This is a genomic window from Tessaracoccus lacteus (assembly GCF_029917005.1).
Lineage (GTDB): Bacteria > Actinomycetota > Actinomycetes > Propionibacteriales > Propionibacteriaceae > Arachnia > Arachnia lactea.
This window is the reverse complement of the sequence record NZ_CP123967.1, coordinates 1606310-1619074: the sequence shown is the minus strand read 5'-3', so window position 1 is coordinate 1619074 and position 12765 is coordinate 1606310. Positions and strand designations below refer to the sequence as shown.

The following is a 12765-nucleotide window of genomic DNA, read 5'->3' as shown; positions in this document are numbered from 1 at the left end:
ATTCTTAGTTGGGGTTGGTGCGCGTCAGCCCGTCGAGCAGCCCTGCGTCGCGGGCCACCCGCACGGCCTCCCTGCGGCTGTTGACCGTCAGCTTCCGGTAGATGGACTTGAGGTGCTGCTTGACGGTGTTCTCGGAGACGCTGAGCGCCGCCGCGATCTCGGCGTTGGACCCCATCGTGGGCAGGTAGTACAGCACCGCCCGCTCGCGCTCGGTCAGCGGCACGAGGGCCCTGCGCCCGGGCGGGGGCGTTGCCCCTTCGGCGATCGCCAGCGCGCGGTCCACCAGCGGTAGATGGCTGCCCACCACGTCGCGATGGCGGCGCAGCGCCGCGGCGAGCTGGCGCGACTGGCGCAGCAGGAACAGCTCCGCGCCCTCGCTCTCGGCCAGGTCCAGCGCGCGGCCCATCGCCTCGATGGCGAGCGAGTCGTGCCGCAGGCGGTCCTCGGCCGCCGCGACCGACAGCCACGCCTGCACCGCCTCGGCGCCCACCACGTCGAGGAGGTGCGCGACGGCGCCACGCACGCGCTCCGGCCTCCCGGTGGCCAGGAAGAAGCGAGCCCGGCAGTTGGAGACCGCGTCGGGCCGGGGGGCCGGGGCCTCGCCGCGCCCGATGGGCGACGCGTCGTACTCGGCCAGAGCCGCGGCGGCGGCACCGGTGTCGCCCTCGGCGAGCGCGAGGTCGACGCGGAGGGAGGTGAGCAGGGCCATGGGTGTCAGCATCCCGGGGCGCTTCGCGACGGCGGCGCGGACGACAGCGGCCCCCCGTCGGGCGCCGGCCAGGTCACCGGTGCCGAGCGCCTGGCGTGCGGTGAGGATCTGCAGCGTCGCTGCGACGAAGGGGTTGATCGCCTCCCCGCCGGCCTCGGTGCAATGGCTGCGGGCCGCAGCGGCGCCGTCGGTGTCTCCCGCGTAGAGCAGGGTGATGGCCAGGGCGAGCCACGCCCACTGGCTCTCGTAGGAGCGGGAACGACCGTGCGTGCGCGCCACGCCAAGTGCCTCCTCAGCAGTGCCGCGCGCCAACGCCAGGCGCCCGCTCCCGGCCTGCGCCAGGGCCAGGAGGCCGCCGTAGTACACCGCGCCGTACGGGTTGAACGGGCCGGCCGGGTAGGACTCCACCGCCTGCGCCAGCAGCTGGGCCGCCACGTCCGGCCGGCCGGCCCACAGCTCGGCCACGCCGCGGAGGGCGTGGGAGAAGCCGCTGTAGGCCGCCCAACCGGGCGCCTCTGCCGCGGTGATGCCTGCGAGCAGTTCGTCGGCCCGGGTGGCGGCCTCGCGCATGACCAGGGCGTCGCCGTGCCGGTGGGCCTGGGCGGTCCGCAGCGACTCGATCGTGATGGTGGCCAGGTCCCTCCTCCGCTCCGGCAACGCGGAGAGGTCCGCCCTGGCCAGCAACGCCTCGACGGCGCTGCGGTCCCCGCGGCAGTAGGCGGCGACGGCGTGCGCCACGGCCAGCTCCGGGTGGTCCACCGTCGCCGCGGCGGGGACGCGCGCCATGGCCTCGACGTAGGGCTGCCGGTCGGTGGTGAACAGGGGAACCGCCCCCGATCGCATGGCCATGCGCCCCGCGAAGTCCCAGTCCCCGGACGAGACGGCGTGGCTGAGCGCCTCCACCCAGGCGCCGTTCTCCTCGAACCAGAGGGCCGCCTTGCGCTGTAGCTCCTCTTTGAGCTCCGGCCTGGAGGCCTTCAGGCGGGCGCGGAGCACCCCGGTGAGAAGCGAGTGCGTGCGGTACCAGCCCGTGCCCTCCACCTCGTGGGCCAGAAGCTGCTCGCGGGCGAGCGTGCGCAGCATCTCGTCGGCGCGGGGCTCATCCGTCAGCGCCACGGCCAGCGGTGCGCACAGGCGCCCGGCCACCGACGTCTTCAGGAGGAACTCGCTGTACTCCGGGGGCAGCAGGTTGAAGACCTCGTCCCACAGATACTCCGAGACCAGGAAGCTCAGCCCCCCGAACCGGTCGATGGCCTCCGACGGGTCGTCGGCGATCCGCAGCGTCAGTGCCGCCAGGCGGAGGGCCGCGGCCCATCCGCCGGTGGTGTCCAGCAGTTGGTCCAGCGCGGGGGCGGTCAGTGAGATGCCGGAGTCCTCGAGCAGCTCCTGGGATTCGGCGCGGGTGAAGGCGAGATCCGCGACCCGGACGTCGCCCACCTTGCCCTCCAGGCGGAGTCTCTGCAGCGCCACCGGGGGGTCGTGGCGGGAGACGAGCACGAACCGGACGCCCTCGGGCGGCCAGCGCAGCACCTGCTCGAGCCATTCGATGGCGGTGCCGCCGTCGAGCTCCTGGACGTCGTCGAACACGAGCACGAGCGTGCCGCCAGCGTTGATGGCGATCGCGTGGAGCAGCGACGGATCGGGCGAGTCCGGGATCTGCACCCCCTTGAGCGCTGCGGGAACCACCGCCGCGACAGCGGACAGAACCGACACCCAGAAGCGCGAGACGCTCGCGTCGCCCCGATCCAGCGACAGCCACGCCACCGGGCCCGGAGGGTTGCCCTCCGTGGTCCAGTCGGCCACCGCGAGGGTCTTGCCGGTTCCGGCGGGGCCGGTGACGAGGGTGACCGGGCGGGCCATGTGCTCGTCGAGCAGGCCCGCGATGCGGGGGCGGTGGATGAAGCGGTCCGAGGGGAGGGGGACGCGGAATCTGGTCTCCCCGAAGGGCCGCACCTCCGCGCGCGCGCTCACCAGTTCCTCCCAAGGATGGCCGTTGCGGCCATCATAGGTGACCCGCTGACCGCGACGCGAAACGGATCGGTCAGTCAGGGGAGTGGTCCTCCACCCGGATCCCCCGGATGTCCAAGGCGAGGCCCTCCAGGCGGTCGAGGACGTCGAAGAGGACATCGCCGTCGGTGGGCAGGCGCATGACCAGGGTGGTGGAGGGAGGGCTCTCGAAGACGTCGGCCTTCCCGACGACGACCGACACCACCCCTGCCGCATAGCCGTTCACCTCGATCCGGACCTCGACCTCGGCGACCTCCGCGGGCTCCACCCGGGGCGTGGCGGGGTGGGTGTCCGGGGCGCCGAGCCGTTCGAGGGACCTCAGCCGGATCCCCGCGCGGTGCAGCCGGTGCAGGACTCCCCAGAGCTCGGCGGCGTCCATGACGGGGCCGTGCAGGATGGCGCCGCCCGGCACGTGCCGGACCTCCAGCCTGCCCAGCTCGGCGACGAGGGCGTCGTCGAACACGCCCTCCGCGTGGATCCGGAGCTCCAGCGGCGGGCGCTCGCCCATCACCTCCGCCGGCGCGCGATCAGCCAACATGTCACGAACCCGGCGAGGAAGACCCCACTCAACGTGATCCACAGGGGGGCCGCGACACTGACGAAGAGGAGTTCGATGGCCACGCTCTGCCGGTTCTGCACGATGAACGCGACGGCGACCGCGGCGATCGCCAGCCCCACCCAGGTCCGGGGCGAGCGGAGGAAGCCGGCCGGGGGTCTCTCACTGGTGCTCATCGTCAGGTCCTCTCTGACCCCGGCTGGCGCCGGGTCGCTCCCCCCATCATGGCCCCGGTCCGGGGACTGCGGATTACCCGTGGTGGGTGATGCCCAGGGGTGGGGCCAGGGGGAGGGTTGAGTGAGAGTCCCCGCGTGCTTCGGCGCGCGGCCCACCATAAGGAGCCTTTCGCCATGTCTGAACTCATCATCATCGGCTACGACGACCACGCCACCGCCGAGCGCGCCCAGGCCAAGGTCATCGAACTCCAGCGCGACTTCGTGCTCAGTCTCACCGGCCTCGCCGTCGTCCGCGTCGACGAGGACGGCAAGAAACACATCGACACCCCCGGATCCATCGTCGGCGTCTCGGCCACCGGCGGCGCACTGTGGGGCATGATCATCGGCCTGCTGTTCTTGGTGCCCGGGCTCGGCCTGCTCATCGGCGGCGCCTGGGGCGCCCTCGCCGGCGTGGCCAGCAAGGCCGGCGTGAACCGCAGCCTGCGTGAGCGCGTCGACGGGCTCCTGACCCCGGGCAAGGCCGCCCTCGTCGTGATGGCGTCGAAGATCACCGAGGACAAGTTCTCGGCCGCCATGGCCGAGTTCGGCGGCACCGTGCTGAAGACCTCCCTCTCCGACGCCGACGAGAAGGCCCTGGCCGAGGAACTCTCCGGCACCGAGGCCTGATCCCCGGGCGGCCCCCGCGTCGTCCTCAGCCACCGTCGCGATCTTTGGAGTAGGAGCACTCTTGACCGACAGCGCCATCACCCTCGTCATCCTGGGCCTGACGGTGGTCCTCTTCGTCCTGGACCGTCTTCCCGTCGCCGTCGTGGCGCTGCTGGTCCCGCTGAGCCTGTGGGCCACCGGGGTCCTGGACCTCGGCGTCGCGACGGCGGGCCTCGGGGATCCCACGGTCCTGTTCATCGCCGCGCTGTTCGTGGTGAGCGAGGCGCTCGACAAGACCGGGGTCACGGCATGGGTGGGGGAGTTCGCCATGCGGCACGGGGGCGAGAGCCCCACCCGGATCATGGTGATCGTGATGCTGGTGGTGGCCGTGCTGACGGCGTTGATCAGCCCCAACGGAGCGGTCGCGGCGCTCACCCCGGTGGTGGTGGTCATCGCGATCAGGGGCAAGCGGTCGCCGTCGGAGCTCCTGCTGCCCACGGCCTTCGCAGCCCATGCCGGATCCCTTCTCATGCTCACGGGCTCTCCCGTGACGGTCCTGGTGGCGGACTACGTGGAGGAGGCCTCCGGTTACCGGATCGGGTTGTTCACCATCGGCATCATCGGTGTGCCGCTGCTGCTCGCCACCATCGCGATGGTGATCCTGTTCGGCTCCACGCTCATCCCCACGCGCACCCCGGCCAAGGCGCTGCGGGATTTCGGCTCCCACGGAGACACCCTGGCCACGCACTACGGGGTCGACGAGTCGCACAGCACGCTCATGGCCCGGGGCAGTGGCGTGGGGGAGTTCATCATCCCGCCCCGCTCGTCGTTCATCGGGGACAAGGTCCACCGCGGGATGGTCACCGAGAGCGGTGAGCTGGTGGTGGCCGCCATGCACCACAAGGGCCAGGACGTGCGCGAGGAGCTCACCCTCTCCGCCGGTGACTCCCTGCTGCTGCAGGGCCCCTGGACCGCCCTCGACAACGCCGCCCAGGACCCCAACATCATGGCCGTCGACTCCCCGGAGACGGTACGCCGTCAGGCGGTGCCGTTGGGCGTCGGCGCGAAGCGGGCCATCGGCGTCCTGTTGGGCATGGTTGTGCTGCTCGCGACGGGGCTGGTCCCCGCGCCGGTGGCGGGGATTGCCGCCGCCATCGCGATGATCGTGCTGGGCGTCCTCACCGTCGACGAGGCCTACCGGGGGATCTCGTGGACCACGGTCATCCTGGTGGGCGGGATGATGTCGCTCTCGACGGCCATGGTGGCAAGCGGCGCCGCGGAGATGCTCGCCGAAGGACTGGTCAACCTCATCGGCGACGCCGGCCCCTACGCGCTGCTCGCGGGCCTCTTCCTTATCTCGGCGGTCCTCGGCCAGCTGATCAGCAACACCGCCACGGCCCTGATCGTGATTCCCGTCGGCCTGTCCGCCGCTGCCCAGCTGGACGTCTCCCCCATCCCGGTGCTGCTGTCGGTGGCCGTGTTCGCGGCCGGCGCGCTGCTCACCCCCGTCGCCACGCCGGCCAACCTGATGGTGATGGAGGCCGCAGGCTACCGGTTCGGCGACTACTGGAAGCTCGGCCTGCCGCTCCTACTCATCTACGGCGCGGTCGGCATCTTCCTCGTGCCGCTGTTCTGGCCGTTCTGAGCCTGGCTGATCGGTCGCGGGGGTCGATTAACCCGCCACGGGTGATGCAGGCCCCCGCGGAGGGGGCAATGGTTTAGCTGGCTCATCAGGCTGATCGGGAGGGATCAATTTATGAACGCGGTGCTCGCCTTCGCCATCGTCATGGCGGTCTGGACGGTCAGCGACTGGGTGGCGAAGAAGACGCAGTCGCTGCTGTCGTCGCTGTTCGTCGCGTCGATCATCTTCTTCATCGGCTTCCTCACCGACATCTTCCCCGACGATCTCCTCGCCAGCTCGTCGCTGCTCGGCCTCGGCGGCGTCGTGGTGGGCTTCATCATCGTCCACCTCGGCACTCTGATCAGCATCGACGAGTTCAAGCGCCAGTGGAAGACCCTCGTGGTGGGCATCTCCACCGTCGTGGGCATCGGCGTCCTGCTCTACATCGCCGGCTTCATCTTCGGCGGCGGCCGCCGCCAGGGCGCCTACGACGGGGTCTCGCAGGCCATGGACTACGTGGTGGCCGGCATCGGCTCGCTCAGCGGCGGCACCATCTCGGTGCTCATCATCCAGGAGGCCGCGCTCGGCGTCGGCCTCACGTCGGTGGCCATCTTCCCGGTGCTGATCGCCGCGCTGCAGGGGCTCATCGGCTTCCCGCTGACCTCCATCATCCTGCGCCAGGAGGCCGCGCGCCTGAAGGGCGAGTACCGCGCGGGCCGGCTGGAGGCCCCGGCCGCGGCCGCCGCCACGAAGGAAGCGGCGCCGTCGAAGATGCCCGCGTTCCTCAGCACCACCCCCGGCACGCTGCTGGTGGTGGGTGCGGTGGTGCTGATCTCGATCCTGATCAACAACCTCACAAACGGCATCCTCAACACCTTCGTCGTGGCGCTGATCTTCGGCATCGCCCTGCGTGCCTTCGGCTTCTTCAAGCCCGGCATCCTCAACGGCATCGACGCCTACGGCCTCATGATGCTCTCGATCATGATCCTGGTCTTCGGCCCACTGGCCACCGTCCAGCCGGCCGACGTCGCCGCGCTGGCCGTCCCGCTGCTGATCGCCTTCGTGTTCGGCATCGCCGGCATCGCGCTCTTCGCGGGGATCGCGGGCAAGCTGCTCGGCTACACCGTGCCGATGTCGATCGCCATCGGCCTCACCTCGCTGTACGGCTTCCCCGGCACCATGATCCTCTCCCAGGAGGCGGCCAAGGGTGCGGGCGAGACCCCTGAGGAGGTCGCGGCCATCGAGGGCGCGATCCTTCCGAAGATGATCATCGCCGGCTTCTCGACGGTGACCATCACGTCAGTCATCGTCACCGGCCTGATCGCGGCTCGCATCGGCAGCTGACCGGGCCCACAGCCTGTCATCGCCCGCGGGTGGTGGCCGGTTCCCGGCCTGGTGCGCGCTCAGCGGATCAGGCGTCCCGGCCCCGGCTATTGCCGGGTGTCCGTCCACAACCCAGGAGGTAACCATCATGATTCGACGCAGGGGCCGCCCCGGCCTTCTCGGCACCGCAGCCCGCACCGCCGTCATCGCCGGCACCGCCACCAAGGTCTCCGGCAACGTCGCGGCCAAGCAGCAGGCCGAGGCCGCCCAGCAGGCCGAACTCGCCGCCGCCAGGGCACAGGCCCAGCAGGCCGCGCTCGACGACGCGGCCGCCCGCGCGGTCGCGGCTCAGCAGGCCGTGGTCGCGCAGGCCCCGGTTGTCGCGGCTGCGGCTCCCGCCGCCCCGGCACTCGCCGCCGAGGCCGTGGATCCGCTGGCCCAGCTCGAGCGCCTCGCGGCGCTCCACGAGAAGGGCCTGCTGTCGGCCGAAGAGTTCACCTCGGCGAAGGCGAAGCTGCTCGGCCTCTGAGCGGAGAGCTCGTCAGCCACCAGACCCACGTCGTCCACAGGGATGACGTGGGTCTGTTCGCGTGCCGGGCTTGGCGCCGTGAGGTGAACGACCACTGGCGGCGTCGAAACGCAACAAGGGCAACGTCCTGCCGCTGGCGCCGCACGGCGAGGTCGCCGTGTTCGGGCGCGTGCAGTGCGACTGGTTCGCCGTCGGCTACGGCTCAGGCGGCGACGTGAAAGCGCCCTACGAGGTGTCGCTGCTGGATGCGCTGCGCGAGGCTGGCGTGCTGGTGAGCGGCGAGGTGGCCGAGGTGTACGAGGCGTGGTCCGCCGCCAACCCGCCCGATCAGGGGTACTGGGGCAACTGGCCGCGACACTTCGAGGAGATGCCGCTGGACCCCGGGCTGGTGTCGCGGGCGGCGAACACGGCCGGGACCGCTGTCGTGGTGCTCGGCCGCGCAGCGGGGGAGGATCGCGAGAACGTCCTGGAGAAGGGCTCCTACTACCTCACAGACGCCGAACGGGCCATGCTGGACGCCGTCGTCGCGCGGTTCGAGCGGGTGGTGGCGATCGTCAACGCCGGCAACGTGATGGACCTCTCGTGGGCGGAGGAGTATGGGGACCGCCTCGCCGGCCTGATCCTCGCGTGGCAGGGCGGAATGGAGGGCAGCCGCGCGCTCGTCGACGTGCTGACCGGGGCCGTGTCGCCATCGGGGCGCCTCACTGACACCATCGCCGGCCGGTAAGAGGACTATCCCACCGCCGCGAACTTCGGCCACAAGGCCTACAACTGTTACGCCGAGGACGTGTTCGTCGGGTACCGCTACTTCGAGACCTTCGCGCCGGATGCGGTGCAGTTCCCGTTCGGGTTCGGGCTGTCGTACACCACCTTCGGCCACTCGGGTGTCACGTTCCAGGCGGGTGACGTGGTGCGGGTCGCGGTGGACGTAACCAACTCGGGGGCGCGAGCGTCGCGGCAGGTGGTCCAGCTCTACGTCGCAGCGCCCGACGGCGCGCTCGCGAAGCCTGCGCGGGCCCTCGTCGGCTAGGGCGTGTCTCCCAAAGATCTGGGTCGATGGGCGGGATTGTTGACTCATGTCTCGTTTTGCTGTGCTCGATGACGCTTCGTGGGCCCGGATCGAGCCGTTGATGCCGTCCTCGGACGGCCGCCGGGGGCGGCCCTTCCGTGACCACCGCGAGGTGATCGAAGGGATCATCTACCGTCTGCGGACCGGGATCGCCTGGCGGGACCTCCCCGCGTCCTTCGGCCCCTGGCAAACCGTGTGGAAGAGACACAAGCGATTCAGCACCGACGGCACCTGGGATCGCATCCACGCCCGGCTGGTCGCTGAGGCCGACGCCAAGGGCGAGGTCGACTGGACCGTCAGCGTGGACGCCACTATCAACCGCGCCCACCAACACGCCACCAACACCAAGCGCGTCGAGCGACCAGCGGGCCTCACAGGGGGCTGAATGGAGTTACAAGAACTCCTCCGCAGACCCCGCCCACGAGCCACCCGACCACGCGATCGGATGCTCCTGCGGCGGGTTGTCCACCAAGATCCATCAGCTGGTCGACGGCCGCAAACGCCCCCTGACGATCACGCTGACCGCGGGCCAGGCCGCTGACTCGCCGGTGCTGAAGTTCCTCTTGGCCGACCTCGCTGTCAAACGGCCCGGGCCAGGCCGACCACGCACCCGCCCTGAGGCGGTGCTGGGCGATAAGGCCTACTCCGGTCGCGGCAACCGGACGCTGCTGCGCAGCAAACGCATCACCGCCGTGATCCCGCAGCGGGCCGACGAGATCGGACACCGGCAACGCCGCGGGTCCGCAGGCGGACGCCCTCCAGCGTTCGACAAGGTCACCTACAAGAACCGCAACGTCGTGGAGCGCTCCTTCAACGACCACAAGCAATGGCGCGGCATCGCTACCCGATACGACAAACACGCAGCCATCTACCGAGGAGGCGTTGTCCTACGCGCGATCACCCTCTGGCTTCACGCATAAGGAGACGCGCCCTAGACTGGGTGACCCATCGACAGAGGAGACGACGCATGCGGGTGGCGATCGCCAGCGACCATACGGCCATGGAACTGCGGGAGAACGTCGCGGAACTCGTTCGGGCAATGGGCCACGAGGTCGTCGACCTCGGCACGAACGATCCGAGCCGGGCCGACTACCCGGTCTACGGCCGGGCTGTGGGCGAGGCGGTCGCGTCCGGGAAGGTCGACCGGGGCATCGCGATCTGCGGCACGGGCATCGGGATCTCCATCGCCGCCAACAAGGTGCCCGGCGTGCGCTGCGTCGTGTGCTCCGAGCCCTACTCCGCGGTGCTGTCGCGTCAGCACAACGACTCGAATGTGCTGGCCTTCGGGGCCCGGGTTGTCGGCGACGAGATGGCGAAGATGATCACCCGCGAGTGGCTCGTCACCGAGTTCGAGGGGGGCCGCCACCAGCGGCGCGTGAACCAGCTGAACGCGCTCGACGAGGGCCTGGAGATCGCCGACCAGGTGGACCCTCTGGCGTGACGTACTGAGGCCCGCGCCGCTGTCGTAACAGTTGCGTAACGACGGGTAGTCCCAGTTGGCGCGCGTTAGTACATATGGTTAACTAACAAACATGAGTCAGGCAGCGACGAGCAGGGGAGAGCGCCCCTTCGCCATCCGTCTCGGGCAGCACAAGGTGCTCCCCGAGGATGCGAGGCGCTACAACCGCTCCCTTGTCCTCTCGACCCTCTTCCACGAGGCGCCGATGAGCCGCGCGGACCTGGCGAGGGCCACCGGCCTGACCCGTGTCACGATCTCGGCGCTGGTCGCCGACCTGCTCGTCGAGCAGCTGGTCAGGGAAATGGGCGTCAGCGATGACGTCCGACCCGGCAAGCCGGCCACCCTCATCGACATCGACGACGACCACCTGTGTCTCGTGGCGATCGACCTGTCGGGCAACGAGCACTTCCGGGCCGCGCGGCTCAACCTGCACGGCGTCGTCGTCGAGCACTGTGCCGTGCCGATCCCCCAGGATCTGGGCGATGCCCTCGGCGTCATCGTCGACCTGGCAGCCGACATGGTCGCACGGGCGCCCGCTCGGGTGCTCGGCGTCGGCGTCGGCGCGCCCGGCATCGTCAACCACGACGGTGTCGTCCTCAAGGCCTCCAACCTCGGCTGGGAGTCGGTCGACCTGGCCGGGGAGTTGCGCCACGCGACCGGTGTCCCAGCCATCGTCACCAACGACGCGAACGCTGCCGTGCTCGGCGAGTTCACGTTCGCGGACGCAGCCGAGGACGTTCTCCTCATCCGCGTCGGCCGCGGCGTCGGTTCCGGACTGCTCGTCTCCGGCCGCGTGCTGGACGGCGCGCATCTCGCCGGCGGCGAACTCGGCCACGTCACCGTCGGCACCGACGGCGGTCCCCTGTGCGGCTGCGGCAAGCTCGGCTGCCTCGAGGCGTGGCTCTCCGAGCCCGCACTCACCGCCCGCCTGTCGACCGGTCACCAGGACGCGCTGCGTGTTGCAGGGGAACGGCTCGGTATCGCCCTTGCGCCGGTCGTCGGCGTACTGGACATCTCGGAGGTCCTCCTCTCTGGCCCCTCGGAGCTGCTTGACGGCGAGCTCCGTGAGGCCGCGACCGAGACCCTGGAGTCTCGCATCCTGACCCGGTTCCACGGGGTCACAGTGCGGATGGCGGGGGAAGGCGACGACATCGTGCTGCGCGGTGCCGCCGTCCAGGTTCTCTCTTCGCAGCTCGGGGTCTTCTGACCTCAGCTGCCACGGCAGCACCCTTCAGGGAAACAACCAACGAAGTTACACACCACCTAGGAAAATGGAGTCAGGCAATGAAGCTCAAGCTTTCGGCCGTTGCCCTCGTCGGGGCTTCCGCTCTCGCGCTCAGCGCATGCGGAGCCAACACCACCGCGGAGTCCACGTCGGACGCCACCACATCCGCTGGCGCCGCCACCGGCGACATCCGCGTCTGGCTCGTCGGTGACACCGACACGCCGCAGGACGCGCGGGACTACCTCAAGAAGACCTTCGAGGAGCAGAACCCGGGATCGACCCTGACCATCGAGGTCCAGCAGTGGACCGGTCTCGTCGACAAGCTCACCACCTCGCTGTCCAGCAACGACAGCCCCGACATCGTGGAGATGGGTAACACCCAGGCCGCCGCCTTCACCTCGGCCGGTGCGCTGCTCGACCTGAGCGACATCCAGGACTCCCTCGGCGGTGACGACCTGCTGCCCGGCTTCGTCGAGGCCGGCTCGTACGACGGCAAGCTCTTCGCGGCGCCGTACTACTCCGGTGCGCGCGTGGTGTTCTACAACACCGAGCAGTACAAGGAAGCCGGCGTCGAGGTCCCGACCACGCTCGACGAGTACGTCTCCAACGCCGTGACCATCAACGAGAAGCTCGACGACGTCGCGGGTGTCTGGTTCCCGGGTAAGGACTGGTACAACGCGCTCCCGTTCATCTGGGAGAACGGCGGCCAGATCGCCGTGCAGAACGATGACGGCTCGTGGGACGCCCAGTTCTCCAGCGCCGAGTCCCTGGCAGGCATCGCCCAGGTCCAGACGCTGATGACCGAGGGCACCACCGCACCCAAGGACGGCGACGAGACCGACGCCTGGGTCCCGCTGCGCACCTCGAAGTCCGCCACCCTGTCCGCCCCGAGCTGGGCGTACTGGTCCATCGTCGCTGACGAGGACGGCAACGACACCGACGTGACCGATTCGCTCGGCTACTTCGCCCTCCCGGGCAAGGACGGCGGCGCCGCCTCCGTGTTCGCGGGTGGCTCCAATGTCGGGATCTCGGCCAAGTCCGCCAACGTCGACCTGTCCAAGGCCGCGCTGGAGATCATGCTGAGCGACGAGTACCAGACCATCCTCGCCGAGAACGGGCTGGTTCCTGCGAAGACCAGCCTCGGCTCCAAGGTCGCCGGCGCGACGCCCGAGCTCGCCTCCATCATCGCCGAGGCCGCCGCCTCCGCGAAGCTGACCCCCGCCAGCCCGAACTGGGCCGAGGTCGAGGCACAGGGCCTCCTGCAGGACTTCTTCGTCCAGATCGCAAACGGCGGCGACGCCGCCACGCTGGCTGCGGAGCTGGACACCAAGATCGAGTCGATCCTCAACGCCTGATCCCATCAGAACCCGATGCGGGGCCCGGAGAGGGTCGTCCCTCCGGGCCCCGCGTCATCCCCACGACCCTCCCACTGCAGAAAGGCTCACC

General features: G+C 70.1%; 12 protein-coding genes and 1 pseudogene. 10 read left to right on the top strand and 3 right to left on the bottom strand.

Features of this window, described 5'->3' with window-relative positions:
- Positions 1–4 precede the first annotated feature (4 nt).
- The 3 genes from QH948_RS07465 to QH948_RS07455 form a co-directional block, all read right to left on the bottom strand.
- Positions 5–2680 carry a winged helix-turn-helix domain-containing protein gene (locus QH948_RS07465; RefSeq protein ID WP_281143844.1) on the bottom strand — a complete coding sequence of 892 codons (2676 nt, stop codon included), beginning with the start codon at positions 2678–2680 and terminating at the stop codon, positions 5–7.
- Positions 2681–2750: 70 nt separating this feature from the next.
- Entirely contained in the window at positions 2751–3254 is a 504-nt protein-coding gene (locus QH948_RS07460; protein ID WP_281143843.1) for a DUF8691 family protein, read from the bottom strand.
- Complete coding sequence (locus QH948_RS07455; RefSeq protein ID WP_281143842.1) at positions 3224–3448, bottom strand: LapA family protein; 225 nt, start codon at positions 3446–3448, stop codon at positions 3224–3226. The genes QH948_RS07460 and QH948_RS07455 overlap by 31 nt, the downstream gene beginning before the upstream one ends.
- 174 nt (positions 3449–3622) lie before the next feature.
- On the opposite strand from QH948_RS07455, the gene QH948_RS07450 reads away from it, so the two are divergent.
- From QH948_RS07450 to QH948_RS07405, 10 genes and pseudogenes are all read left to right on the top strand, one after another.
- A complete protein-coding gene (locus QH948_RS07450) occupies positions 3623–4114 on the top strand; it encodes a DUF1269 domain-containing protein (protein ID WP_281143841.1) in 492 nt (163 codons plus the stop codon).
- 61 nt (positions 4115–4175) lie between these two features.
- Positions 4176–5738: an SLC13 family permease gene (locus QH948_RS07445; RefSeq protein WP_281143840.1), complete on the top strand. Its 1563-nt coding sequence runs from the start codon at positions 4176–4178 to the stop codon at positions 5736–5738.
- Positions 5739–5849: 111 nt separating this feature from the next.
- A complete protein-coding gene (locus tag QH948_RS07440; RefSeq protein ID WP_281143839.1) occupies positions 5850–7058 on the top strand; it encodes a hypothetical protein in 1209 nt (402 codons plus the stop codon).
- Positions 7059–7185: 127 nt separating this feature from the next.
- Positions 7186–7566, top strand: a complete 381-nt coding sequence (locus QH948_RS07435) for an SHOCT domain-containing protein (protein WP_281143838.1) — start codon at positions 7186–7188, stop codon at positions 7564–7566.
- A gap of 169 nt (positions 7567–7735) precedes the next feature.
- On the top strand, positions 7736–8293 hold the full coding sequence (locus QH948_RS07430) for a glycoside hydrolase family 3 protein (RefSeq protein WP_281143837.1): 558 nt from the start codon (positions 7736–7738) through the stop codon (positions 8291–8293).
- Between the two features lie 60 nt (positions 8294–8353).
- Entirely contained in the window at positions 8354–8596 is a 243-nt protein-coding gene (locus QH948_RS07425; RefSeq protein ID WP_281143836.1) for a hypothetical protein, read from the top strand.
- 46 nt (positions 8597–8642) lie between these two features.
- Positions 8643–9583: pseudogene (locus QH948_RS07420) on the top strand (IS5 family transposase); the annotation flags it as partial.
- Positions 9584–9602: 19 nt separating this feature from the next.
- Positions 9603–10076: a ribose 5-phosphate isomerase B gene (gene rpiB, locus QH948_RS07415; protein ID WP_281143835.1), complete on the top strand. Its 474-nt coding sequence runs from the start codon at positions 9603–9605 to the stop codon at positions 10074–10076.
- Positions 10077–10167: 91 nt separating this feature from the next.
- Complete coding sequence (locus QH948_RS07410; protein WP_281143834.1) at positions 10168–11301, top strand: ROK family protein; 1134 nt, start codon at positions 10168–10170, stop codon at positions 11299–11301.
- A gap of 77 nt (positions 11302–11378) precedes the next feature.
- Complete coding sequence (locus QH948_RS07405; RefSeq protein WP_281143833.1) at positions 11379–12674, top strand: extracellular solute-binding protein; 1296 nt, start codon at positions 11379–11381, stop codon at positions 12672–12674.
- Positions 12675–12765 lie beyond the last annotated feature (91 nt).